The organism is Thermoflavimicrobium dichotomicum, assembly GCF_900114055.1.
GTDB classification, from domain to species: Bacteria; Bacillota; Bacilli; order Thermoactinomycetales; family Thermoactinomycetaceae; genus Thermoflavimicrobium; species Thermoflavimicrobium dichotomicum.
This window is the reverse complement of record NZ_FORR01000003.1, coordinates 189,674-215,023: the sequence shown is the minus strand read 5'-3', so window position 1 is coordinate 215,023 and position 25,350 is coordinate 189,674. Positions and strand designations below refer to the sequence as shown.

The 25,350-nt window shown below is 42.4% G+C and carries 19 protein-coding genes, 1 other RNA gene, 1 pseudogene and 1 other annotated feature; of the genes and pseudogenes, 6 read left to right on the top strand and 15 right to left on the bottom strand.

The window, feature by feature from the left end:
* Window positions 1-14: 14 nt before the first annotated feature.
* Together cymR and BMZ78_RS05450 are read right to left on the bottom strand one after the other, a co-directional pair.
* Window positions 15-434 carry a cysteine metabolism transcriptional regulator CymR gene (gene cymR, locus BMZ78_RS05455; protein WP_093228619.1) on the bottom strand — a complete coding sequence of 140 codons (420 nt, stop codon included), beginning with the start codon at window positions 432-434 and terminating at the stop codon, window positions 15-17.
* Entirely contained in the window at window positions 376-1,095 is a 720-nt protein-coding gene (locus tag BMZ78_RS05450) for a YczE/YyaS/YitT family protein (RefSeq protein ID WP_093228617.1), read from the bottom strand. Before BMZ78_RS05450 ends, cymR begins: the two co-directional genes overlap by 59 nt.
* A gap of 169 nt (window positions 1,096-1,264) precedes the next feature.
* On the opposite strand from BMZ78_RS05450, the gene BMZ78_RS05445 reads away from it, so the two are divergent.
* Window positions 1,265-2,593, top strand: coding sequence for an AAA family ATPase (locus tag BMZ78_RS05445; protein ID WP_093228615.1), 1,329 nt, complete (start codon window positions 1,265-1,267; stop codon window positions 2,591-2,593).
* Between the two features lie 72 nt (window positions 2,594-2,665).
* On the opposite strand, the gene lepB is transcribed toward BMZ78_RS05445, so the two are convergent.
* The 5 genes from lepB to hisS form a co-directional block, all read right to left on the bottom strand.
* Window positions 2,666-3,214 carry a signal peptidase I gene (gene lepB / locus BMZ78_RS05440; protein WP_093228613.1) on the bottom strand — a complete coding sequence of 183 codons (549 nt, stop codon included), beginning with the start codon at window positions 3,212-3,214 and terminating at the stop codon, window positions 2,666-2,668.
* 207 nt (window positions 3,215-3,421) lie between these two features.
* A complete protein-coding gene (locus tag BMZ78_RS05435) occupies window positions 3,422-3,985 on the bottom strand; it encodes a 5' nucleotidase, NT5C type (protein WP_175482309.1) in 564 nt (187 codons plus the stop codon).
* Between the two features lie 174 nt (window positions 3,986-4,159).
* Window positions 4,160-4,345: non-coding RNA, 6S RNA (gene ssrS / locus BMZ78_RS05430), on the bottom strand.
* Window positions 4,346-4,412: 67 nt separating this feature from the next.
* Window positions 4,413-6,182, bottom strand: coding sequence for an aspartate--tRNA ligase (gene aspS, locus BMZ78_RS05425; RefSeq protein ID WP_093228608.1), 1,770 nt, complete (start codon window positions 6,180-6,182; stop codon window positions 4,413-4,415).
* Window positions 6,183-6,211: 29 nt separating this feature from the next.
* Window positions 6,212-7,480, bottom strand: coding sequence for a histidine--tRNA ligase (hisS, locus tag BMZ78_RS05420; protein WP_093228706.1), 1,269 nt, complete (start codon window positions 7,478-7,480; stop codon window positions 6,212-6,214).
* Between the two features lie 68 nt (window positions 7,481-7,548).
* Window positions 7,549-7,792 (bottom strand) — a binding site (T-box leader).
* Between the two features lie 256 nt (window positions 7,793-8,048).
* Here hisS and BMZ78_RS05415 point away from each other — a divergent pair.
* From BMZ78_RS05415 to BMZ78_RS19555, 4 genes and pseudogenes are all read left to right on the top strand, one after another.
* Complete coding sequence (locus tag BMZ78_RS05415) at window positions 8,049-8,429, top strand: DUF423 domain-containing protein (protein WP_093228605.1); 381 nt, start codon at window positions 8,049-8,051, stop codon at window positions 8,427-8,429.
* Between the two features lie 491 nt (window positions 8,430-8,920).
* Window positions 8,921-10,513 (top strand): PhoX family protein, encoded by a 1,593-nt coding sequence (locus tag BMZ78_RS05410; RefSeq protein WP_093228603.1) that lies wholly within the window; start codon window positions 8,921-8,923, stop codon window positions 10,511-10,513.
* 71 nt (window positions 10,514-10,584) lie between these two features.
* A pseudogene (locus BMZ78_RS18990) lies at window positions 10,585-11,067 on the top strand (thermonuclease family protein); the annotation flags it as partial.
* Window positions 11,068-11,081: 14 nt separating this feature from the next.
* Entirely contained in the window at window positions 11,082-11,318 is a 237-nt protein-coding gene (locus BMZ78_RS19555; protein WP_093228705.1) for an excalibur calcium-binding domain-containing protein, read from the top strand.
* A 25-nt stretch (window positions 11,319-11,343) separates the two neighbouring features.
* Here BMZ78_RS19555 and BMZ78_RS18705 read toward each other — a convergent pair whose 3' ends face one another.
* The 8 genes from BMZ78_RS18705 to BMZ78_RS05370 all read right to left on the bottom strand — a co-directional run bounded on the left by BMZ78_RS18705 (window position 11,344) and on the right by BMZ78_RS05370 (window position 24,657).
* Window positions 11,344-11,502 carry a hypothetical protein gene (locus BMZ78_RS18705; RefSeq protein ID WP_175482308.1) on the bottom strand — a complete coding sequence of 53 codons (159 nt, stop codon included), beginning with the start codon at window positions 11,500-11,502 and terminating at the stop codon, window positions 11,344-11,346.
* Window positions 11,503-11,629: 127 nt separating this feature from the next.
* A complete protein-coding gene (gene tkt, locus BMZ78_RS05400; RefSeq protein ID WP_093228601.1) occupies window positions 11,630-13,633 on the bottom strand; it encodes a transketolase in 2,004 nt (667 codons plus the stop codon).
* A 129-nt stretch (window positions 13,634-13,762) separates the two neighbouring features.
* The gene (dtd, locus tag BMZ78_RS05395; protein WP_093228598.1) at window positions 13,763-14,203 is read right to left on the bottom strand and encodes a D-aminoacyl-tRNA deacylase; all 441 of its coding nucleotides are present in this window, start codon (window positions 14,201-14,203) and stop codon (window positions 13,763-13,765) included.
* 14 nt (window positions 14,204-14,217) lie between these two features.
* Window positions 14,218-16,368 (bottom strand): RelA/SpoT family protein, encoded by a 2,151-nt coding sequence (locus BMZ78_RS05390; RefSeq protein WP_093228596.1) that lies wholly within the window; start codon window positions 16,366-16,368, stop codon window positions 14,218-14,220.
* Between the two features lie 133 nt (window positions 16,369-16,501).
* Window positions 16,502-17,314, bottom strand: coding sequence for an alpha/beta fold hydrolase (locus BMZ78_RS05385; protein WP_175482307.1), 813 nt, complete (start codon window positions 17,312-17,314; stop codon window positions 16,502-16,504).
* A gap of 83 nt (window positions 17,315-17,397) precedes the next feature.
* On the bottom strand, window positions 17,398-17,799 hold the full coding sequence (locus tag BMZ78_RS05380; RefSeq protein ID WP_093228593.1) for a hypothetical protein: 402 nt from the start codon (window positions 17,797-17,799) through the stop codon (window positions 17,398-17,400).
* Window positions 17,800-17,977: 178 nt separating this feature from the next.
* Window positions 17,978-21,505: a UvrD-helicase domain-containing protein gene (locus tag BMZ78_RS05375; protein WP_093228592.1), complete on the bottom strand. Its 3,528-nt coding sequence runs from the start codon at window positions 21,503-21,505 to the stop codon at window positions 17,978-17,980.
* A complete protein-coding gene (locus BMZ78_RS05370) occupies window positions 21,502-24,657 on the bottom strand; it encodes a PD-(D/E)XK nuclease family protein (RefSeq protein ID WP_093228590.1) in 3,156 nt (1,051 codons plus the stop codon). Before BMZ78_RS05370 ends, BMZ78_RS05375 begins: the two co-directional genes overlap by 4 nt.
* A 90-nt stretch (window positions 24,658-24,747) precedes the next feature.
* Here BMZ78_RS05370 and BMZ78_RS18700 point away from each other — a divergent pair, with 90 nt between their 5' ends.
* The gene (locus BMZ78_RS18700; RefSeq protein WP_175482306.1) at window positions 24,748-24,903 is read left to right on the top strand and encodes a hypothetical protein; all 156 of its coding nucleotides are present in this window, start codon (window positions 24,748-24,750) and stop codon (window positions 24,901-24,903) included.
* Window positions 24,904-25,350 lie beyond the last annotated feature (447 nt).

The window sequence follows — 25,350 nt, the reverse complement described above, 5'->3', positions numbered from 1 at the left end:
CTGCTTGGTTCATCTTAGATATAAAACATGTAGTGTTCATTTTGCCCATCATTATCAAAGTGAATCAAAGAGGCCAATGTCGTTGTATCCAGCTCTCTGGCAATCGCATCACGGATTCGTTTCCAGAGATCCCTTTGTCCTGGATGATCATCAGCTCCAGCCTCCACGAGGCTGATCGGTCCTTCCAAAACGCGAATAATATCTCCTGCTGTTATTTCTTCTGGAGGTTTGGCCAGTTTATATCCACCATATGCACCTCGTACACTGCGAACCAATCCCGCGTTTCTAAGAGGAGCGATCAGTTGTTCCAGGTAATGTTCAGATAATCCATGACGGTCAGCCACACTTTTTAACGGAATCGGTCCTTTTCCATAGTTAACAGCCAAATCCATCATGATGGTCAGACCGTAACGCCCTTTTGTAGATATTTTCAAAATAAACACCTCGTTTCAGACAAAATTGCAACCATCCTTTACACCATCCTATCGCAAGCTGCATAAGTGGTCCAAGAAAAAAGCAAAAAAAGAGTGTACCAACAGAGACAGGCCCACCCAAAAACCATCCCACAATCGCAACCATAACTTCCATTATAGTACGAACCAGTCGAATCGACCAACCCAGTCGACGTGATAACTCCAAAGTCAAGCCATCTCGCGGTCCAGCTCCTATTTCAGGTACAATATACAACCCTGCACCCAAGGTGGAAATAAAAATTCCAATAAGTAATAATAAGCTTTTACCCCACCAGCTATGCATATGCGGTATAACATTTAAATAGAGAATGAAATCAACAAAAAAACCGACACAAATCATATTGAGTAAAGTACCCATTTGCGGTAATCTACGAGTCATAAGTGAAGTAATCCCGACAATACAAAAGCCAACGGCGATCACCCAAAAACCAATGGACAATGAAGTCTTATAAGAGAGTCCAATGTGTAATACATCCCAGGGTGAGACACCAAGTTCTGCCTGAATCGTACAAACGATTCCCAAAGCCATTAACCACAGCCCTAAAAAGAAAAAGGAATAACGACAAAATCTTTCATAAAAATATAGAAAATATTTTCCACCTTGTTTATGTTTGACATTCATAAAGTGAAACCTCTTTATATTTTTTAACATCTTTTAACAATGAAAGGGGCATTCGGTTAAACGATTGTTAATAATTATTTCGAGCTTAAAATAAATGATTTTAAACTGTCACTTATTCTGCCATAAGCCATTAAAAACTGCAAGAAACGAAAAAAGGGGGAAAAATCCGATGGATTTGTTTTCATATGCCAGCGAACAAGAAAAAAATAAAAGAGCACCGCTTGCTGCACGCATGCGCCCACGAACACTGGACGAAGTCGTTGGACAATCCCATATTATCGGACCTGGAAAGTTGCTACGTCGAGCTATTGAAGCAGATCAACTTACTTCCCTTATTTTTTATGGGCCTCCTGGAACGGGAAAAACGACGTTAGCCCAGGTCATTGCCAATACCACTCAAGCTCATTTTGCCCAATTAAATGCCGTAACTGCAGGAGTGGCAGAACTTCGCCAAATTATCCAAAAAGCAAAAGATCGAATGCAAATGTATGGTGAACGCACTGTGCTATTCATTGATGAGATCCATCGCTTTAATCGCGCACAACAAGATGCCCTGTTACCCGATGTAGAAGATGGAACCATTATTTTAATTGGTGCGACTACAGAAAATCCTTCATTTGAGGTGAATGCTGCCCTACTCTCTCGCTCTTTACTTTTTACATTAAAACCGTTGAATGAAGAAGAAATGAAAACCATTTTACTACGTGCACTTACAGACACAGAACGTGGTTTGGGAGAATATAAGGTGAAAGTGGAGGAAGACGCTTTAAAGCACTGGATTCAAATCGCTAGTGGTGATATTCGTCAGGCTTTGAACGCTCTAGAATTGGCGGTTCTTACTACTCCACCCAATCAGGAGGGAATCCGTTACATCACAGTCGAAGTGGCTGAAGAATCCATCCAGAAAAAACGAATTCGTTATGATAAAAGCGGAGATAACCATTATGATACCATTTCCGCTTTTATCAAAAGTATGCGCGGCTCTGATCCTGATGCTGCCCTTTATTATTTGGCCAAGATGCTAAAAGCGGGCGAAGATCCCCGCTTTATTGCCAGACGTATCTTTATCCACGCTGCCGAGGATGTAGGAATGGCCGATCCTCGCGCTTTGCTCATTGCTTCTGCAGCTGCTCATGCTGTAGAAATGGTAGGGATGCCTGAAGCACAGATTCCTTTGGCTGAAGCTGCTATCTATATTGCCACCGCTCCCAAAAGCAATGCCGTTTATCGTGGTATCAAAGAGGCAATGGAAGCCGTCAACAATGAACAGCATGGTGAAGTGCCCATTCATCTCAAGGATTCTCATTTTTCTGGTGCCAAACAACAAGGAAGAGGAAAGGGATATCTTTATCCACACGACTACCCACGTGGATTTGTGAAACAACAATATTTACCCAACGAACACCTTGGTAAAACCTTTTATCATCCCACATCCATCGGATATGAAGGCAAATTGCAAGAGTTTATCCGCTGGGTTAAACAGGAAGAAAAAAATTAACCGACTCATTCCCAATAACCAAAAATCCGCCTTGATCTCCGTGATACACGGCAGATTTCTGGCGGATTTCATTTAAAATATCATTTTCCCCAAGACATGATCAATGGGAACTGGACCGATTTCACGACTGTCCCGACTATTGTTTCGATTGTCTCCCATGACAAAAATATGGCCTTCAGGCACCACTATTTTTTCATCAGAAGTATAGTTCATTTCTTCTTTAATATAAGGTTCGTCTAAAGGCTGACCATTTCGATACACTTTATTATTTTTAAATTCCAACACATCACCAGGTTTTCCGATCACACGTTTGACCCAAATGATATGGTCTTCACCTTCTGAAAACAGGTGAAAGAAAAAGTTATCACGCAGGTCATCCTTAAATGTCCGTGGTCGGTCTACTCGGCTATCAATAATCACAATATCTCCATACTCCGGTTCATACTTAAAGGTATGTGGTAATTTGGAAATGTAAATACGATGGTTGGGTTTCAATGTAGGCTCCATCGAGCTACCCACTACTTCAGTTGGTTGAAAAACAAAAATACTGATCAACAAAGCCACAATCACACCTGTGGCAATCGACACTAGCCAACTGAAGGTATTTTTCACCCAATTCATTCATCAACCATCCTCACTATCATCGGCTTTCCTATATATTTTTTGATTTGACTAACTTAACAGATTAACACTAACATACCATGTCCATGAAACTGGGTCAAATATCCCATACATGTTTTGCTTACCCCGTATATCCTATGAATACACAAAATAAAGCATCCCGATTATAAGCCCCAAAAAACCGGAATGGTCTCCCTTGCGGTTTTTTCAGCTTTTTTCATTAATGATATCATAGACTTCTCGCCAATCTTTAATTCTTCTCAGTGGATGCGGATAATCCCGATTATAAACAGCATCCACAATAACAGTAGGGACATGTTGCTCAACCAACTTATCCAAGTGAAATGGAGCATCTTCAAAAAAGAGGTCAATGCCGATCCGTTTTGCTACTTTTGCCTTGTTTTGTGCATCCATGATCAAGTGCGAATCACGATAGGGAAAGTGATGCTTTTTCAACCATTCTCTTGTCACTTTAGCAATATTTTTCAAGCCCGGCCGAGCTGTAATAAAATAAATTTCATGTCCACGTTTTTCAAGCTCGTTCAATACCTCAGCAGCATGGGGTAATGGTACTCCCAATGAATAAATTTCTTCCTCCAGTTTTCGCCACAAACGTCTTCCTTCCTGTTTGGTCAGTCCATATGCTTGATCCAAATAAAAATCCGTTACATCTTCTACACGTACCGATTGATTTAATTCTTTATTATACACTTCTACAGCTGCCCGGTGTGTATCTTTAATGGTACCATCAATATCTACGCCAATTTTCATTGTCCCCGCCCCTAACTCATGTACTTTCGGATATGGACAAATCTCCATTATTTGGGTTAAAAGTTCCTTCTTCGTCTTTATCTCGGACAAATATTATGCAACCAAAACATTTAATTTTTCACAGATACTATCTTTATTTTTCCCCAAATCCCAAAAATTTATGTAAAAAAAAACAAGAGTCCCGTTATGCCGTGACTCCCAAAGTTTTGAACCTGCTCTCTCGCAGGTGGGTGCTCTGCACTTGCCTTCACGGTTCCGCCTCAACATGGAGCGGCTGCCAATCCAGCAAGTGACTCCAAGCTCCCTTATTAAAGGTGTTGGCTCAAAACATTCAGGTTAACACGTACATCGCAGGACTCGTTTGTTGATCTTATATTACCACAAATTTTAACCACAGACAAGATCAGGTTAAATTTAACGGGACTTTTTATTCATTTTTTACCGACAATCCTAATTCATCGAGTTGTTTACGATCCACTGGAGAAGGAGCCTCTGTCATCAAGCAGCTAGCGCTATTCGTTTTGGGGAAAGCAATGCACTCACGCAGGTTTTGCCGCCCTGCCAGCAACATGACAATCCGGTCAAAGCCCAGGGCAATGCCACCATGTGGTGGTGCTCCGTATTCAAATGCTTCAAGCAAGAAACCGAATTTTTCTTTTGCTTCTTCCTGGCTGATCCCCAAGGTCTTGAACATCAATTCCTGGATCTCTCGCCTAAAAATCCGTGAGCTTCCTCCACCAATTTCATACCCATTCAGCACCATATCATAGGCATGCGCTCTTACTTGATCCGGATTGGTTTCAAGAAGTGGAATATCCTCTTCGACTGGCGCTGTGAATGGATGATGTTTGGCGTAATAGCGACCATCTTCGGCATCATATTCCAATAGCGGGAATTCTGTGATCCAAGCAAAACGATACACATTTGGATCAATGAGACCGAGATGATTTCCAAGACGCAGTCGCAACTCTCCCAATACATCAGCCACAACTTCCGGACGGTCTGCCACAAAGAACAGTAAATCCCCCGTTTCTGCTTTCGCTTCCCGGCGAATGGCCTCAATCTCTGACTCAGACAGGAATTTGGCTACAGAGCCTTTAACCCCTTCTTCTTTGAAGGCTAACCATGCCAAACCTTTGGCTCCCAGCGATTCAGCAACTTTTCCCCAATTGTCAATCTCCTTGCGACTCCAGTTCGCACAGCCTTTCACATTGATTGCCTTTACTTGCCCACCACCGGCAATCACACTGGCAAATACTTTAAAGGAAGTATCTCTTAATATTTGCGAAAGATTGATCAGTTCCATTCCAAACCGAAGATCCGGTTTATCAGAACCGTATTTTTCCATGGCTTCTTGGTAGGTCAGTCGTGGAAACGGGGTTGGTATATCCACTTGAATGACTTCTTTAAACAAGGTTTTCATCAGCTCTTCCATCATACTTAAAAACTGTTCCCGTGGTATAAATGAAGCCTCTATATCCACTTGTGTAAATTCCGGTTGACGATCTGCCCGCAGATCTTCGTCACGGAAACAACGGGCAAACTGAAAATACCGTTCCATTCCCGCTACCATAAACAGCTGTTTAAATAACTGGGGAGATTGAGGCAAAGCATAAAAAGAACCTTTGTTCACGCGGCTAGGGACCAGATAATCCCTTGCTCCCTCTGGCGTACTGCGTGTTAAAATCGGTGTTTCCATTTCAATAAAGCCATGTTGATCCAGGAAACGCCGAATCGACTGCATCGCTTTGTGTCGAATCATCATGGTTTCCTGCATCTTTGGACGGCGTAGATCCAGGTAGCGGTGTTTCAAGCGTACAGCTTCATCTACATCTGTCCGGTCTTCAATGGGAAAAGGAGGCGTTTTCGCCGGATTAAATATATGGATTTGGTCCGCCTGGATTTCAATTTCCCCTGTTGGAATTTTAGGGTTTACATTTTCTGGAGCACGCGCAACCACTTTTCCAGTCACAGCAATTACATATTCTCTCCCGATTTTGGAAGCAATCTCGAGTGCTTCCGGCGAAACATCTGGATCAAACACCACCTGGATGATTCCGGAACGGTCACGCAAGTCGATAAAAAGCAATCCGCCGAGATCCCGGTTTTTTTGCACCCACCCGTTTAATGTGACTGTTTGCCCAACCAATTCTTTGGTACAATCCGTTGCAAAATGTGTACGATAAACACTTTCCATCGATCCTCACCCTTTTTCTGATGAAGGTTTTATGGTTGAATTTTATTCGATAAATAATCCACAATGGCATCCAGGGAAATTTGCTCCTGTTCACCTGTTTCCAGGCATTTCATATTGATATTTCCTTGTTCCAACTCTTCTTCACCCAAGATGGCAACAAAACGTGCTTTTTCACGGTCAGCTGCTTTCATTTGGCCTTTAACTTTGCGGTCCAAATAATCCCGTTCGCAAACAAAACCAGCTTCACGCAGTGTTTTTAGCAATTTAACTGAATAAAGTTTGGCTTTATCTCCTATGGTTACTACATAGCAATCCAACTGATCCTGAACAGGAATGTCCACTTTTTGCTCCTTTAAAGCCAGAATAATCCGATCAATCCCCAACCCAAATCCAACACCAGGCATTTCCGGACCACCGATTTCCTGTACCAGGCCATTATAACGGCCGCCTCCACCCACTGTGCTGGCCTGGGCTCCAGAAAGATCAGCTACAAATTCAAAGGCAGTATGTGTGTAGTAATCCAAACCACGTACCAAACGATCATTTACCACATAAGGTATTTCCAATAAATCAAGATATTCCTTTACTTTTTCAAAGTAGCCAGCACACTCTTCATCCAGGAAATCAAGAATGGATGGAGCTCCAGCTGCAATTTCCTTTGTGCGTGGATCCTTGCTATCTAGAATGCGCATGGGATTGCGATATAGGCGATTTTGCGCATCTTTTGCCAGTTCTTCTTTAAAAGGAGTGAAATATTCAATGAGCTTGTCAAAATACCTGGCACGAATCTCAGGTGTAGCGACTGTATTGATTTCGACTTTTACTCCTTTTAACCCTAAGGATTCAAGAAACTGCATTCCCAGGGCAATCACTTCGGCGTCGATCGCTGGATCCTGACTGCCAAATGTCTCGATTCCAAACTGATGAAACTGCCGATACCGTCCCGCCTGTGGCCGTTCATAGCGGAACATGGGCCCAAAGTAATACAGTTTCGTCGGTAGAGGACCGGCATACATTTTATGCTCGACAAATGCCCGAACCACTCCTGCAGTGCCTTCTGGACGCAAGGTTAACGACCGGTTTCCACGGTCATTGAATGTATACATTTCCTTTTCAACGATGTCCGTCGTATCTCCAACCCCGCGAACAAACAGCTCGGTGTGCTCAAACATCGGGGTGCGTATTTCCTGGTATTGATAGCGGCGACAAATTTCTTGTGCCTGTTTCTCTACCCAATGCCAGATCTTCACCTCTTCTGGCAAGATATCAAATGTACCACGTGGCACACGATAACTCATCACATTCCCTCCTTCATCTTGTTTTTTTTTTGCGTATAAATGAAAATCTCCCGCCACTGACCCTCATTGTCAGGGACGAGAGATTAGTCTGGATCCTAATTCCCGTGGTACCACCCTCATTGGAAATGAAAACATTTCCCACTTGTTGACTCGTTATCGCCGAGATACGTCTATGTCTACTTGCTGCAAAGCTTTCGCCATAGAACCTCCAGGTGTCTTTCCTCGTTTCGTAGCATGGAGAACCTTTCAGCCCAGGGGTATCTCCTCTCTTTCTGCCCGGCGAACGAGTACTTTTCCCTTCATAGGTGGCCCCGTATATAGAACGAATAATAAATGCTGTATTGATTTTAAATTATATGGAAGGGATGAACTCCTGTCAAGCAATTTGATCGTGATTTTTTGAACAAAATAAAACAAAAATAAAAATACCTTGTCCTTTGCATGGGATTTCTACGTTATCCATTTGTGCAACTATTGACAAACCCATTCGATAAACGGTATGTTCACAATGACTCTATAATCGCTCGCAGTCAACTCCAAAAGATGATCGTTAGAAAGGAGTACTTCCATGAAATCATTCATCCTGTTGGGAAGCATCAATATGGCATTGGTTGTCGCATTGGGGGCATTTGGAGCTCATGGTTTAGAAGGCAAAATCTCCGAGCGCATGTTGCAAAACTGGCAAACAGCAACCCATTATCACATGGCTCATGCCTTGGGTCTGCTCCTGGTTGGACTTCTTGCTGCCAAGCTCGAAGCAAACACTTCATTGCTCCAAATCGGCGGTTGGCTTTTATTTGCCGGAATTGTTCTATTCTCAGGCAGCTTATATGTCATGGCTTTAACGAATATAACGAAACTTGGGATAATCACTCCTTTTGGTGGTGTAGCCTTTATCGTTGGCTGGATTCTTGTTGCGGTCGCTACTTTCAAATATATCACTTCTTAACCGATCCCCTGTATAAACAGAAGTGGGTTCCTTTTCTATTTCATTCCTGCTCTTTTCATCATTCAAAAGTCGATCGTCCAGAAAAGGAACCCTTTTGTTTGTTAGCGTTCACACTAGGTCCAGCTTGGTATAAAGCTATCCTGAAAATGTGGATATGTTTCTCCCTCTCTTCGGGATGTGTCCCTTCCTCCGTGACGACTTCTGTACCATCACAGTCACTCCGTAAGGAACCCATCCTTCCGCTTTATAAAAACAGAACATCTTTTTCATCCCTCTTATGGTACTGCTCGGCTACATGGTCTGTTGAAATACATATAACGGAAACTTTATCAATGACTCAAAAATCGCCTCCATCTACCACCATGGTTGTAAACCCCACACCACTGATATTGTAGCGGCTATGAGCAAATCTTTAAAAGCCATTAAAATCTCTTTAATAGTTTTATTGTAAATTCAAAATATGATCATGTTTGTCATAAGGAGTCGATCAAATGGATCAAAAAATTTCCCGCAGACAGTTTATGACCTATCTCGGTGTAGGAACAACTGCGCTTGTTGGAGCCACTACAGGAATCAGCTCCGTAGCTGATGCGGCAGGCAAATTGCCTGAAAAAGTAGAAACACTGATTCAAAAAAGTGGTCCCACCCCTCCATTCCACCCCATCCAACCGACAGATAAAGATGACCTTGTGCTGCCTCGCGGATTTACATATGATGTGATTGCGGCATGGGGAGATGATATCGGTAATGGCGAAAAGTTTGGATATAATTGCGACTTAACGGTATACTTCCCGATCAACCGCTCTTCCAGCCACGGTTTACTGTGGGTGAACCACGAATATATCGGTTCAGGTTCTATCTTCCTCTATGATGCATCCACACCAGAAGCAAAGAAGTTTGAAATTGAACAATATAACTTGGGTGGAAGCATCCTCGAAATCAAAATGGAAAAAGGCAAATGGCAATTGGTGAAAAACAGTCGTTATGCCCGTCGAATTACTGCGAATACGATGATGGATCTTACAGGCCCAGCCCGTGGAGATGCCGCTGTCGGTAGTGTGACAGAAGTCAAAGGAACATTTGCCAACTGCAGTGGTGGCCGAACTTTATGGGATACGGTATTAACGTGTGAAGAAAACTTTGAAGAAGACGCCAAACGTTGGGGTCGAAATACAACCCATTACGGTTGGGTTGTTGAAGTGGATCCATTTAATCCTCAATCCAAACCGAAAAAGCATACAGCCCTTGGACGTTTCAGTCATGAAAATGCAGCGATGACGCTTTCCAAAAATAAACGTTTGGTTATATATATGGGTGACGATTCCAATGACCAATATTTCTATAAATATGTGAGTGACGAAGCATATCGCCCAGAACTCGGACATCAAAACTCGAAATTACTTGAAAAAGGAACCCTTTATGTAGCGAACCTGGAAAAAGGGGAATGGCTCCCTCTTGATATCAATAAATCACCGCAATTAAAAGAAAAGTATAAAACACAGGGAGAAGTATTGGTCAACTGCCGTGATGCAGCCAAGTTATTGGGTGCAACTCCGATGGATCGCCCAGAAGATGTGGAAGTAAATCCGGTGGATGGACATGCTTATCTAGCCTTGACCAACAATACCAAACATGGCAATTTCTATGGACAAATCCTTCGCTTCAAAGAAAAAAACAATGATCCCGCATCGGAACGTTTTGAGTTTGAAGTATTTGCCGTTGGTGGCCCCCAAAGCGGATTCGCCTGCCCAGACAATTTGCTCTTTGATCGCAAAGGCAACCTATGGGTATGTTGTGACATATCTTCTAACAAATTAAACCAAGACAATGTGTACAAATCATTCAAGAACAATGGCATTTTCTTCATTCCTACCTATGGTAAACATGAAGGGGAGGCATTCCAATTCGCCTCTGGACCACGCGAATGCGAAATGACTGGACCCTGGTTTACTCCTGATGAGAAAACCTTATTCATCGCTGTACAACATCCAGGTGAAGAAACCACGGATCCCAAAAATCCAACCAGCCGCTGGCCACATGGAGATATTCCACGCCCTGCTGTTGTTGCCATTCGTGGTTTTTAATCCATCTCGCATCCCTTAGAATAAGGCTAAGGGATGTTTTTTTTCGGCAAAAAGAAGATGGAGTTGATTCCATGAACAATCACTTGGGGAAATTCAAGTATATCCTGGCTATTTTCGCCCTCTCGATTCTAACTATTGACACTTATCAATCAAATCATCATCCCATCTCCCAAAAACAGCCAACCAAATGGAAAGCAACCGTCATGCACATCATTGACGGAGATACTTTGGAAATCGAACTTCATGGTAAAAGAAAACGGGTTCGTCTCCTGTTAGTGGATACCCCTGAATTAAATAAACAAAATGAGAAAAAGTCACAACCATTTGCAGAAAAAGCAAAAGCATTTTTACAAGCACAACTGGCAGGTCAAACCCTTTTCTTTGAACAAGATGAAAAAGAAAAAGATGATTATGACCGATTGCTTCTTTATGCTTTCAAAGGTGATCAGCTCATACAGGAACTGTTATTGATGAATGGCTATGCCCGTATTGCTCCATTTCCACCTAATTTGAAATACTATGAGCGATTAAAAGCCGTTGAAGAAAAGGCCAAACGCCAAAAAGTGGTATTTGGTCTCTCCATGGATATGTCACAGCCAATGGTTTTGATCACTCAGTTCAGACCCATGCAGATCCTGAAAGAAAACAATCACTCAAAACGAGTGAAGATAAGGACTGTACTGATTTTAGAACACAGAAAGAAGCCCAAGCTTATTTTGAAGCTAAAGGAGGCAGTTCATCCCATAACGCAGACCAATTAGACGGTTCTGATCAAGATGGGATCGTTTGCGAATCGCTTCCTTAAAATAAAATTGAAACAAACCTCATACTTAAAAACGCTGTTTTTGTACCCATTGCTCCACGGGAACAATTTGATTTCCATTTTCTTTTTCCACTAGATCCAGCAAAATATCCACTTCTTTTAAATGAGCGCTCGCTTGCAATGCCATTTGTTGTTTGACTTCCATTTCTTTAGGTAAGCGACGCATTTTTATTCTCCTTTTTCCTTTGTTCAAATGCTAGCTTGCCCACTTATTGAAAATAAAAACTCTGGCTTAGGAATAGCCAGAGTTTTAAGCATATATCATCTTGTTCGCAAAAAATGGTTTTCCATGTTTACTTTCCTAGCACTTCTTCCATTTTGGCTACAACATGATCTACATGGAAACCAAATTGTTTCATGACAAAACCGCCAGGTGCAGATGCGCCAAAATGATCAATACCAATCACTGCTCCTTTTTCGCCGACATAGCGCTCCCAACCAGTTGGATGAGCCGCTTCTACGGCAACACGAGCAGTCAGGTGAGAAGGCAGAACCGATTCACGATATGCTTCGTCTTGTTGATCAAATAATTCACGGCAAGGCATGCTGACAACTCGAACTGCAATCCCTTTCTCTTGCAATTTTTGTTGGGCTTCAATGGCCAAGCTCACTTCTGACCCTGTTGCAATGAGAATGCCTTGCGGTTCACCCTGTGCTTCAGAAATGACATAAGCACCTTTGGCAATGGTTTCTTTCTTGATTCCAACAGTTCCTGGCAAGATCGGTAAAGCTTGACGGGTGAGTGAAAGAATCACTGGTGATTCGTTTTGACTGACAGCATAAGCCCAAGCTGCTACAGTTTCATTGGCATCAGCTGGACGAATCAGCTTTACGTTTGGAATGAGACGCAGTGATGGAACCTGTTCAATCGGTTGATGGGTAGGTCCGTCTTCTCCCACTGCAATGCTATCATGAGTAAATACATAGATAACAGGTAACTTGGACAAGGCTGCAACCCGAATGGATGGCCGGAGATAATCGGAGAACACCATAAATGTTCCACCATATGCCCGTACACCACCATGCAACAACATCCCATTCAGTGCAGCACCCATACCGTGTTCGCGTACTCCAAACCAGATATTGCGTCCTGCATAGTCTTCGGCATGGAATGGGCCTTCTTCTTTAATCAGGGTATTGTTGGAAGAAGCCAGATCCGCTGAGCCCCCAAGAAAGTAAGGAATTCTTTTCGCCAAAGCCTGAATAGCGGCCCCTGATGCTACACGTGTGGCTACAGCTTTATCCCCCACTTGATATTGAGGCAGATCCTGGTCCCAACCTTCTGGCAGTTCACCACGAATCGCTTGTTCCAATTCCTTGGCGAGCGCTGGATATTCAGCTTGATAGCGTTTGAACATATCGTTCCAAGCTGCTTCTTTTTGAGCCAGCTTTGCTTGCAACTCTTGGAAATGCTCTTTCACTTCCTGTGGCACAAAGAATTCTTCATCTGATTCCCATTGATATGCTTTTCGTACTTCAGCTACTTCTTCTGCTCCCAATGGTTTTCCGTGTACTTCCGATGTTCCAGCGCGATTTGGACTACCATAACCAATAACTGTACGCACTTCAATTAACGTAGGACGGCTTTCATCTTTTTGCGCCTCAAGAATAGCCGCTTCAATCGCTTGAATGTCATTACCATCTTCGACACGCAGTACTTGCCAGCCATATGCTTCAAAACGTTTTTGCACATCTTCAGTAAAAGAATGGGCCAACTCACCATCAAGCGAAATATCATTGGAGTCATAAAGAGCAATCAGCTTGCCTAATCGCAAATGCCCAGCAAGTGAACATGCTTCAGCTGCTACCCCTTCCATGAGATCGCCATCGCTACACAACACATATGTATAATGATCGACGACAGGATATCCTTCACGATTGTACTTAGCTGCCAAGAAGCGTTCTGCCATGGCAAAGCCGACACCATTCGAAATCCCTTGGCCCAGTGGTCCAGTCGTTGCTTCCACGCCAGGCGTGTGTTTTACCTCTGGATGCCCTGGTGTCAAACTTCCCCATTGACGGAATCGTTTCAACTCGTCGATGGACAAACCATAACCGAACAGGTGCAACAAACTGTACAACAAGGCAGATCCATGTCCTGCAGACAAAATGAAGCGATCACGGTTAAACCAGGCCGGATTTGCCGGATTGTGATTCATCACTTTAGCCCATAATGTATAAGCCATTGGCGCAGCACCCATGGGCATTCCTGGATGGCCTGAATTTGCTTTTTCGATCATGTCGATGGAAAGCATCCGAATCGTATGAACCGATAATTGATCAATCGATTGTACCATACCTATTCTCCCCTATCATTAGCAAAAATCATTCCATATCATATCCTTATCCTAGGTCATTATAGCATATCCCTATTCAACCAGTGCATAGAATAGGGATCAGAGGTCTATAAGAAGTTGATCTTCTATTTATTTGCTTTCCAGCATCAGGGTGACAGGGCCATCATTAATCAAATGAACTTCCATCATGGCTCCAAAAACCCCCGTCTCCACCTGAACTCCATAAGAACGCAACTTCTCATTAAAACGTTCATAAAGAATGTTTGCTTGATCGGGACGTAAGGCTGCCATAAAGTTCGGCCTACGTCCCTTCCGACAGTCACCATATAATGTAAATTGGGAGACTGATAAAATAGCCCCACCCACATCCAACAGGGAACGATTCATCTTTCCTTCTTCATCCTCAAAGATCCGGAGATGAACAATTTTATCAGCAAGGTAGTCCAAATCTTTTTCATCGTCTCCTTCTGTAAAACCTACCAATAATAACAGTCCTTGCCTGATCTCTCCTGTGATTTCCTTCTCTACTGTCACTTTTGCCTCTTTCACCCGTTGCAAAAGAACTCTCATCTCGTTCTCCACCCCTATTGCATCAATCGCTTGACACTATATACATCACGAATCGCCTTGACTTTTTCTACCACGGTTTTGAGATGATTTGCATTGCGGATCATCACCCGAATCATGATATTGGCAAATTCTTTCCGATGTACCTTTGCACTTACTTGCGAGTAAGAAGCTTTGGTATCGGCTAACACTTGCAAAACATCATTTAGCAAACCGAGGCGATCAAATGCACTGACTTCAATATCCACATGATAAAGTTGAGAGGATTCTTGCTCGCCTACCCATTCGACTTCAATCCGTCGCTCTTCATCGACTTGCTGTAAATTGGGGCAATCTGTACGATGAACCGATATCCCCCTACCCTGGGTCACAAAACCACAAATATCTTCACCCGGAACAGGGTTGCAACATCGTGATAAACGAATCAGCAGGTTGTCCACTCCCTTGACTCGTACTCCTACATTTGAACGCGGATATTTTTTGGGTAATGTTTTGACTTTGGGAAGTACGACAGGTTCTTCATTCTTCAATCCATCTGTCAAACGATGAACCACTTGTGATGCAGAAATCCCACCATACCCTACTGCAGCGTACATATCATCTTCATCCTGGAAATTGAATTTCTTCGTTACTTCAGCAATACGTTCAGGAACCAGGACTTCTTCGACATTATACTCATGCTTCTTCAAGAGAGCCTCAATCATTTCTTTCCCTTTAGTAACACTCTCTTCTCGCTGCTGTTTCTTAAACCAACTGCGAATCTTGTTTTTCGCATGGGATGATTTCACGATTTTCAGCCAGTCCTGACTCGGTCCATAGCTATGTTTGGAAGTCAGGATCTCCACAATGTCGCCTGTGTTTAACTTATAATCAAGTGGAACGATTTTTCCATTTACTTTGGCTCCAATACATTTGTTTCCAATCTCTGTATGAATGCGGTAAGCAAAATCCAAAGGAACTGAACCTGTTGGAAGTTCAATCACATCTCCTTTGGGTGTAAACACAAAGACAGAGTCGGAAAACCAGTCCATTTTGAGGTTTTCGATGAATTCTTGCGCATCTTTGGCTTCTTTCTGTAATTCCATCATTTCCCGGAACCATTTCAGCTTATTTTCATAATCGCTGTTTTGAACCGAGGTTCCTTCTTTATAAGCCCAATGAGCCGCAATCCCATACTCAGCAGTACGGTGCATGTCCATGGTTCGAATCTGTACCTCGATCGGATCACCTTTAGGACCAATCACCGTTGTGTGAAGTGATTGATACATATTGGCTTTGGGCATGGCAATATAGTCCTTAAACCGTCCAGGAATCGGCTTCCAGATGGTATGAATGATTCCCAAAACAGCGTAACAGTCACGAACAGTATCCACGATGACTCTGACCGCCATCAGGTCATAAATTTCATTAAACTCTTTGTGTTTATTCACCATTTTGCGATAAATGCTATAAATGTGTTTGGGTCTCCCAGAAATGTCCAATACCTTGATTTCCATTTCTTTAAAACGCTTTTCCAAAATGGCAATAATCTCATTTAAATACTCTTCTCGTTCCGCACGTTTTTTCTTCATCAAATTAACAATGCGGTAATATTGCTGCGGATTCAGGTAACGCAAGGAAATATCTTCCAATTCCCACTTGATTTTGGAAATCCCCAAGCGATGGGCAAGGGGAGCAAAAATTTCCAATGTTTCATTCGCCTTAATTCGCTGTTTGTGCTCTGGCATATACTTGAGTGTGCGCATATTATGCAAGCGGTCAGCCAATTTAATCAAAATCACGCGAATATCCTGAGCCATGGCAACAAACATTTTCCGATAGTTTTCTGCCTGATGCTCAGCACTGGATTTAAATTTGATCCGTTTGCGCAATTTGGTCACACCATCAACCAAAAGAGCTACCGTTTCTCCAAATTCTTCTTTAATTTGTTCCAATGGGACTCCCGTATCTTCTACAACATCATGCAAAAGAGCAGCTACTAATGTAGCTGCATCCATTTGTAAATCAGCCAAAATTTCCGCAACGGCCACCGGGTGGGTAATAAACGGCTCTCCTGACTTTCGCACCTGTCCCCGGTGGGCTTCTTCAGCAAAACGATATGCTCGCTCAATCAGTTCTACATCCTGTTCACTCAAGTAAGATGCCGCTCGTTCAAGCAGTTGCTCCATCGACCACTCATCACCCGTACTTTAATAAATTTCCTATCATTATCATATAACATAACCAAAAAGTAAAGAGGGTGAAAGTTTCCTGTCATACCCACCCCATTGATTCCAAATCTACTACTAAAAAGCCAACCACTCAATTCTGCAAAGATTGTAGCCCTTTTCTGACTTCTTCTACCAATCGTTCAGGTTGTTCAATTGGCAAGAAATGCGCTGCATCTGGAATCAGAAGCAGTTTGGCTCCCTTTATTTGTTTCTCAAGCAATTGACCAATCTGTAAACAATCTTCAATATCATCCTGACCTACTAAAATCCATGTTGGACAGCTTATTTGCTGGAGTTGATCGATCGCCTTAAAGTTCAACACTTCTTTCCCTTTCCATTCTCGCATCCTTAACCATGACTGTTGAAATAATTGTCTGACTTTATTCCGGACGTGTGGATACACTTCTCCGATTTGTCGATGTGGGCCTGCTACCCAAAAGTGCATCATGTGCTCAGTTGCTTGATCCCATTGTTCATGGTTCAAGTAGTATTTCATCTTTTCTTCCGACTTAATCACTTCATCAGACCATGAATAACCACTTAAACCAGGAGAAATCAAGAACAAAGAACGGATGCGCGAAGGTGCCTGTAAAGCCACATCAATCGCAATTCTTCCACCAACCGAAAAGCCTACCATATGTACTTGTTCGATTTCTAAATCATCCAACAACTGAAGGCAATCTTCTACATATGAAAAATTATGGAGAGGAGCCGACGATTTCCCCATTCCTCGCAAATCGAAGCGAATGGTTTGATAATCTTGAATGAAATGATTCCAACATTCATCCCACAAAGTATGATCCAATGGAAAACCATGAATGAATAAAACAGGCTCTCCTTGTCCTTGTATTTCATAATATAACGCAGCATCTGGCAATTGAGCAAACCCCGCAATCCTGTTCATAAATCCTCCTTGCCAACTAAAAAGATACAAAAAAGTTCCAAACCGGTTATCGGGTTCGGAACTCCATAAGATTGCATCTTCCCTCATCGATAGGGATCTTGTTTACGACGATCCCCCATTTTTTCTGACAACTTACGGATCTCATCTTTCCAACTAAAAAGTGTTCCTGTTTGTCGACGAATATAAATATATATAACCGATAAAATAATGGCCGCAACCCAGACCATTATATAATTCAGTTTCTTCTCAGCAAGGTAAATAAGTAGTGGAGTGATCACAACGGCACCATAAGCTACTCCTTCAAAAGCAAATAAAAACAGTTTCCACAGTTTTCTTAGATATTCCTGGAACTGGAATACCCTGGCACTAAATAATTCACGGAAGAGAAGAAACAACAATCCAGCCATCCAAATTGCTAAAGATACAATGAAAAGGCGAAAAAAACCAAGGATAAACGCTGATAAACCTTCTTTAATGGCTTCCACTCCATTCTCTCCCCATTCAAAAAATATGCAACCCCATTATCCTCTGAAATAAAACAGGTTTCAAGAGGAATAACTAAAATTTCACAAAATAAACATCTTATTCTAGAAATGATCCTGACAATGATCTCGTTTCATTCATGACTTAAAACCAAAGTACCCATAAAAAACAGGCCAAACCTTACTTATTTACGACCCCAGATGATTCTACAAATTCACTGCATAAAAACTGATACATACAGTGCTTGCATCCTGTGCCTGGTTGTGCATACCAATCATGGACATTTGTCGAACGTAACAAACCAGCCGTTGCCTCCAACCGATTCTCTGCTTGCTTCAGCCATGCGTCAGTCACAGAAAAGGTATAAAATACATCAGGCTCAAGAAAATACAAGGTTGCCTGCTGTGGAACCCAGCCATACCGTTTCTGTAAGGCCAGTACATATAACTGCAGTTGTGGCTCGTATTCATAAGCGGCTTGTTTTACATGTTCTTTGGAAATCAGATCCGTTTTATAATCATACAAATACCAGATTCCCTGATCATTTTGGCAAAGCAGGTCGATTTGCCCACTAACCTGGATTCCCGCCATTTCTTCTGTGAAATCCCACTCACACCAGATGGTTTGCCAATGATTTTTCTGTTGATAAATGGTGCTTTGTAAAAATCGCTCCAGATATGGGCGGATTTCTTTTTCTACCACCTGTTGTTCATCGGGAGCAATCTGAAACTGACTCCAGGCTCGATGCAGCAACGAAGATAAATCACTCATTTGGCTGGAGGGTTCCATTAACCATTCCAACAATTGATGAACCATTGTCCCTTTTAAAGTAGCTGGTAACCGCTTGGTCTCCAGCATTTGTGATTTTTCCTGGTCTTCGATGGTTAATTCTGGAAGTCCAATCGCATGCTGATAATAATATTTTCGTGGACATTGGATCAACTGTTTCCACTTCGTCACACTGATTGCTATCTGATCATGCTCTCTAAATCCAATCGGTCGAAACAAATCCTCATCATAGCTGGAGTTAGCTGTTAACTTTCCTTCCATATATGTCTCAATCAAAGGAGACCGGGCTTGATGATCTTTCTGATCAGGACAATCGGAAAATGAATGGTGCACCCGAATAGGCAAACGCCCTTCTGAATAGTTCCAACAACCTTGTTCGACATTCACTTGGTGATACCCCAAAATTCCATCTAACCATTTGCTCCACTGATCTGTTTTTTCGATTGATTCTTTGAGTTGATCTGCCTTGCCACAAAAGATTAATCGTTCTTCGGCCCGAGTCACCGCTACATAAAACAATCGAACCGCTTCTTCCCACTCCAATCTTTTTTCTTTTTCTTTCATCCATTGCCAACGTTTTGTTACTACCTTCTCGCCTTCTTCATCTCTCAACTGGGTGACAAGCCCTTCCTCTCGATCTACATAGATGATGGTGTCATTGGGTTTACCTTGATCAGAAAGACCAGGGAGGTATACGACTGGAAACTCCAATCCTTTAGCCTGGTGGATGGTCATGATCTTCACACTTTGACTGTCTTCTGATTCAATCAAAGCTTCTGTTTCCTCTTGTTCACTTTGCATCCACTCTTCCATCCAATCCAAATACGCTGAAACCGAAATGGCTGGCAATCCTTTTAAATCGCGTGCCTGTTGAACCAATTTTTGAAGGTTGGCTACTGCTTGCTTCCCAAAAGGAGTTGCCCACAATACTTCCCGATAGTGACTTTCATCCAATAGCCGTTCCAGCAAATCCGATACCTTCATCCTCCCCAACCAATGATCCGCTTGCTTTAGCAGATTGGCCAAATGCTCCAACTTTCTTCGTTCTTCTTCCAGAAGATCCACCTGCTTAATCCAGTCCTGGATCTCTCCTTTCCATTCTTGTTCCATTGCGATTCGAAGGATCGTTTCATCCGATACACCACAAAACGGTGAACGGAGTACACCCACCCAGGCTAACCGATTTCCAGGTTGGACAAGGATTTTTAAGAAATGTATGACATCCAGCACTTCCTGGCGATCATAAAATCCACGCCCTTTTACCACATGAAATGGAATCTGATAACTTGCCAAAGCCTGTTCATATGTTTTTACATGGGTCATTTTCCGTAACAGGATCGCTATTTTATTTTCCTTGATTCCATTCTGGCGAAGTTGCAAAATATGCTGAGCGATCATCCTCGCTTCCAGTTCCCGTTCACTCCATCCCTCCGGAACTTCATCTGGCACCGCAATCCATTCCACTACCACTTCTGCTTGGCTTTGTTCCTCTCTCGCCCGTACTTCTTCATAGTGATTCGGACTCGTTTCATCCTGATTCATCAGTTTGACAAACACATGGTTAAAAAAAGCGATTAACTCCGGATCCGAACGAAAATTCGTGTCCAAAACCACCTCTTTTCCCTGATTCTTTTTAATTTCCTCTTTGGTCTTAGAAAACAGTGAAACATCTGCTCCACGAAAACGATAAATGGATTGCTTCGGATCACCCACAACAAACAATTTGCCTGGAGGAATATTTCCGTGCTCATCTTTTACCAACAAATCCAGCAATTTTTTCTGAACATGATTCGTGTCTTGATATTCATCGACAAGCACATGACGAATTTTTTGTTGCAACTGATACCGGAGTTCTGGATGTCTTTCCAACAATACACAAGCTTTCCACTGCAAATCATCAAAATCCAGTGCATTTCTCTCCTCTTTTTTCTGCTGATAACGATGGTTCACTTGCCTGATCCATTCACATAGCGCCAAGGAAAGTTGTTGCTCCTCTTCGATATAACGTGATTCACGAAGCAATTCCTCGATCTCTTGACAAACCTCCAGCATCTCTTCTCGAAGTTGCCTGTTTTTTCCCCAGTTCCCCTTTAAACATTCCCGTAAAACAGCGATCAATCGAGCCTTTTCTTCCAAACTCTCACTTGGTTTCCACTCTGGATACCAAAGCGGCCAAGTCTCTGTAAAATTGAGCATCGTCTTGGTGGGCTTTGCTTCCATAATCTTTTCCGCCCGCTTTACCAGTTCAACTTCCCACACAGGAAAATCCGTCTGCCAACGTTTCTCCAAATCTGCTTTATACTGATCCAACCGTTTTTTTGTTACTTCATACACATCATCCGTCGTCCATCCAAGAGAATGCATCTGTCCGAGTACATAGATCAAAGCATGTTCGATCGCCTCTAAACGTTGCCCTACCATCCACGATACAGCCGCCTGATTTTGTGAATACCTCTTCCAAAAAACAGGATAAGATTCATGAATCGCTTCTTTCAGCAACAAACGAGCTTCCCATTCATCCAGTACAGAAAATAGCGGATCCACACCTGCTTCCAGTGGATGGTCCTGGATCAATTGCTGACAAAAAGAGTGAAAGGTAGAAATTCGTACACAATCCCATTCCATTAACAATTGCCGCCATCTTTTTTCTTCACCCGATTGGCTTTGGAGCGCATGCTCCAGATGGAGCTTGATTTCTTGTCGAATTCGCTCTTTCATTTCAGTTGCTGCTTTTTCTGTAAAAGTAATTGCGACGATTTGCTCTAAAATATTGGGCTGGTCACGGTGATAAGCTAACAGATTCACATAACGTTGTGATAATACACGTGTCTTACCTGAACCGGCACCTGCTGTCACAACACAATTGCTGGTAAGGAAATCCACAGCCGCTTCTTTTTGTTTTGGTGTCAAACTACTCAATTCACTTCACCTGCTCGATGTTGTTGATAAGCACGAATCCGGCAAACCGTTCGCTTTGGACAATAATCAGGACAGGACCAAGTCGGTTTGACCAAGCAGTCTCCTCGCTCGATTTGCCCGATTTTCTCATCAATCATCTCACCTATTTTTATTAAGATATCTTGCCATTCTGCTTCTTCAAACGCCTTGGCCTGTGGTGACAGTCTTGCTTTTTTCTTTCCATTCTTTTTCCATAGCCCACTATTCCGCTGGTTCTTTGCTCCTCGTTTTCCACGGGTATAATAGGCAACTCCTAAAACTTTTTCCGGGTCAAAACCAAATCCCTGTTGAAGGCCCCACAGCGAAAGAATCAAATGTAAATCTTGTCCTGAACGGATTGCTTCAATACTCGGTGGAGTTCCTAACTTATAATGATAGATGATATAATCTCCGTCCTTGTCTTGATCCACCCGGTCGATTTTTCCACGCAATTTCAGGATACGGCCTGTTGTCAACTTTAATGAAACAGGGGTAGTTAAAGAAGCGGGATCCACCTGCCCCTGTTTTAATTGTTCACGATCAATGGGATATCCAAAAGATAAAGCCAGATGTCGTGGCTCCAGATCATAAGAGCTTTCTTTGCGTAAAACGTTTTCCGACCGCAGAAAACGGTGTAACTCCATGCGAATTTTGCCAAGTCCCCATTCGATATAAAAAGAATCCCATTTGTCAAATAGAAAGGAAGAAAGGCTTTCTTGAAGCATCTGCTCCAACTTTTCATCCGATCCATTTCCCATTGGTCCTATTCGGATTAAGAGAGCCCGTACGAGTTGCTCTATTTGACGTGAGTTGATGCCCACTGGCTCTTTTTCCAGGACATCCACTTTCCATAAGTAATCAGCCATAAAACGAAATGGACAACTCATCAAATGTTGGATCTCATATACATGCCACACGCGTGTGTTGATCCATTCAGCCATTTTTTGCAGTAAACTTTGATCCAATATTTTGCCGTGAAATGGAGTAGACTCCATCGAATATCGTAAACGTTCCACTTTGATCCGATCCCATAACCACTGCCATTTACCCGGCTCTCGCTGTTTCCACTCATCCAGGATCCTGATCGCTTTTTGGATATCCGTTTTTTTCAGATCACTGCCTTCATGTTCTGTAGCTAAACAACTGACTGCAAATCCTTTTCTCTTTTTATCCGAAAAACTTGTTAAGAAGGAAGAAGAACCATGATAATCAGAGAGCTCTTGCTTAAGTTTGATCACCGATTTTTCATCAAATACAGCTAAACATTCTTCCAGATAAGGGGAAGGCAATTGCTTTTTTCCCTTCTCATCCATGTGGGGATAAGAAAAAAACAATAGTTCTGTAGCCGAAATCATACTCATAAAAAAGGAATATAACTGACGTTGACGTAATTCTTGTGACCGTGAAAGATAGACTCCTTCCTGGCGCAACTCCCACCGAACATGGTCAGGTAATAACCAATTATCTCGAAAAGGTCGTGGCCATTCTCCTTCTACACATCCCAATAGGAATGCAACTCGAAACGAATGACCTTGTACCAAATTGGCCTCAAATAATTGAATCCCTCCTTTTTGAGCGGGCCTTTTTTGAATCATCCACTGAGAAGCAGCTTGTTCAAGGAGTGCAACCCATTGCCTTCGAGTGACGGAGCGAAAAGCAAAATCTCCCCGAATCAATGTTTCAGCATTTTCGATCAACTGTTCGAGTCCATGCCATGCTTGCATTTCCTCTGCTAATTCCCGGAGACGATCAGGACATTTTGCCATTTCGCGCCAAAGTTCAACCGGTTTCAACTGGATTACCCATTTTGATAACCACTTGATCCACTCTGACCATGTAGCCTGCTCAGGAATGGTCTTCATCCACGCCAGACATTCCAACACTGCTTGAGCCGTTTCCTCGCCTTCACTTTGTTCACCATAACGGATCAACCGTTGCTCCCACTCATCCAGATCAATCGGCAATGGATCTAAATGAGGAATCATTTGCCTAAATGGCAGGTATGGGCTCTCTAACAGAACAGACCACCATTCATTCCGTCCCATCTGTACATAAAACACAGCGAGTAGGGTTTGAAATAACAGGTGATCAACCAATTTTTGCTCCCAAGGTCTCCCTACCGGGATACCAGCCTGTTCCAAATAGGAATAAAGCAAATCCTGGTATTTCTCCAGATTGGATGAGATAATCGCAACTTCTGCACAGGGAATTTGATACTGACATAAAACCTTTTTTAGCTGACTCACAACTTGTTCCACTTCTGCTTCAATTCCTGGTGCACTCAGAACATGAACAGCATGATCCGCTGATCGTTTTAATGGCACTTCTGTAAAGACGTGCTGAGCCAAATGGAGTAGAGGAGCAGATTTGGGCTGTGAATTTTTTTGATCCAAATAATCAAACCGCTGCTGAAAACCGCGTTGCAACAATCGTTCGATCATCTCATTGGTCTCCTGAAATAAATGGGAACGGTGCATATCCCAAATCAAGTGCAATTCAACTTCAATCCCACAAGTAATCAACTGGATCAGTAACTGTTCCTGCAAAGGATATAAATGGTAAAATTGTTCCAACACAATCTGATCTGGTAGCTTAAGGTATTGTTGCTGTTTGGGGTCACTTAACTGCTTCATCAATTGTATGTACATTTCCGCCTGATCACATAACTGATACTGTTCCAGACGGTTCTGATACTCTTTGTAAAGCAACGCCAACTCTTTATATTTTTCATCTTTCTCTTTCCACAAGGTTTGAAGGCGTTGGGGTAAAATATTAGCCCGTTTCATTTCATTAATCCAATGAACGATTAGATCAATCCAGTTGTCATTTACATGGTGCTTTAAAAAATAAGGGATTCGCTCCTGTTCACTCCATTCCCAAAGGATTTGCCGAACCAGCCAATGTTGCTCCATTGGCGATAAGATCTTTAGTTCATGGATGACCAATTTTTTTGCCAACTGATCAAATGTCATCCATTCAACTCCATGACCATGATGTTTTTGGCGTAAAAAACGAGCCTGCTCATGGCTTGGCACGATATAATACACGGTTTTGTCCGGTTTTTTAATAGAAGAATTCCACGCCATCCCCAATGTTGCCTGGGATACAGGATGCAAATAGATCCAACCAGCCATCCGTTACACCTCTCTTTTTCTTGGAAAAAAGAAACAGGTATCATTTCGTTTATTGGTGACAATTTATAACTAGCTCTTGGAGGTGAGATCATGGAACGCAATAACAAGAAACCATTCAAAAAACAGAATGACGCCGAATTTGCCAGAGAATTCGACGGTGATGACGCTACCCTCAGTGTCATTCAGGCAATTCAGGAAGCTTATACTCAATCAGGAGCCGAAGTAAAAGAAGAACAGGAAAGATAAAAGATCTCCTTTTTCCATCTCACTCCCGCTCCATCATTACGAAAAAAAGCCTTCAACTGGAAAAGAGTCAACACCCCGATAAAGAGAATAGCCCATTTCCACTTTTCGTGAAGTTGACGCTTTTTAATCTCCTTTATGATGGATGATCTGACATTCCATTTTCGCACAAGGTTTTTATCATTCTGATGAGTCCCATTTGTAATGGGACTCAGTTTGTTTACAAAAGTCTTCGTTATATCCGTTTTTCCTTATTAAAAAGGAAAACCTGGTTTACCAACAGACCCAGGACTTTTTTACAATAATCTAAAGAATTTGTTACGCAAATTTGCAGAATCCAAAAAAACATTGAACTCACCATAGAAATATTATACAATTTTGTAATATAATTTACATCCATTACTCGCATTTATACACAATTCGATTAATTATACGATTATTTTTTTACTC

What these genes read in the sequence shown, in the direction of transcription:
- BMZ78_RS05450 (WP_093228617.1), bottom strand. Translation starts at nt 1,095, where the DNA reads ATGAATGTCAAACATAAACAAGGTGGAAAATATTTTCTATATTTTTAT.
- BMZ78_RS05445 (WP_093228615.1), top strand. Translation starts at nt 1,265, where the DNA reads ATGGATTTGTTTTCATATGCCAGCGAACAAGAAAAAAATAAAAGAGCA.
- lepB (WP_093228613.1), bottom strand. Translation starts at nt 3,214, where the DNA reads ATGAATTGGGTGAAAAATACCTTCAGTTGGCTAGTGTCGATTGCCACA.
- BMZ78_RS05435 (WP_175482309.1), bottom strand. Translation starts at nt 3,985, where the DNA reads ATGAAAATTGGCGTAGATATTGATGGTACCATTAAAGATACACACCGG.
- aspS (WP_093228608.1), bottom strand. Translation starts at nt 6,182, where the DNA reads ATGGAAAGTGTTTATCGTACACATTTTGCAACGGATTGTACCAAAGAA.
- hisS (WP_093228706.1), bottom strand. Translation starts at nt 7,480, where the DNA reads ATGAGTTATCGTGTGCCACGTGGTACATTTGATATCTTGCCAGAAGAG.
- BMZ78_RS05415 (WP_093228605.1), top strand. Translation starts at nt 8,049, where the DNA reads ATGAAATCATTCATCCTGTTGGGAAGCATCAATATGGCATTGGTTGTC.
- BMZ78_RS05410 (WP_093228603.1), top strand. Translation starts at nt 8,921, where the DNA reads ATGGATCAAAAAATTTCCCGCAGACAGTTTATGACCTATCTCGGTGTA.
- BMZ78_RS18705 (WP_175482308.1), bottom strand. Translation starts at nt 11,502, where the DNA reads ATGCGTCGCTTACCTAAAGAAATGGAAGTCAAACAACAAATGGCATTG.
- tkt (WP_093228601.1), bottom strand. Translation starts at nt 13,633, where the DNA reads ATGGTACAATCGATTGATCAATTATCGGTTCATACGATTCGGATGCTT.
- dtd (WP_093228598.1), bottom strand. Translation starts at nt 14,203, where the DNA reads ATGAGAGTTCTTTTGCAACGGGTGAAAGAGGCAAAAGTGACAGTAGAG.
- BMZ78_RS05390 (WP_093228596.1), bottom strand. Translation starts at nt 16,368, where the DNA reads ATGGAGCAACTGCTTGAACGAGCGGCATCTTACTTGAGTGAACAGGAT.
- BMZ78_RS05385 (WP_175482307.1), bottom strand. Translation starts at nt 17,314, where the DNA reads ATGAACAGGATTGCGGGGTTTGCTCAATTGCCAGATGCTGCGTTATAT.
- BMZ78_RS05370 (WP_093228590.1), bottom strand. Translation starts at nt 24,657, where the DNA reads ATGGCTGGTTGGATCTATTTGCATCCTGTATCCCAGGCAACATTGGGG.
- BMZ78_RS18700 (WP_175482306.1), top strand. Translation starts at nt 24,748, where the DNA reads ATGGAACGCAATAACAAGAAACCATTCAAAAAACAGAATGACGCCGAA.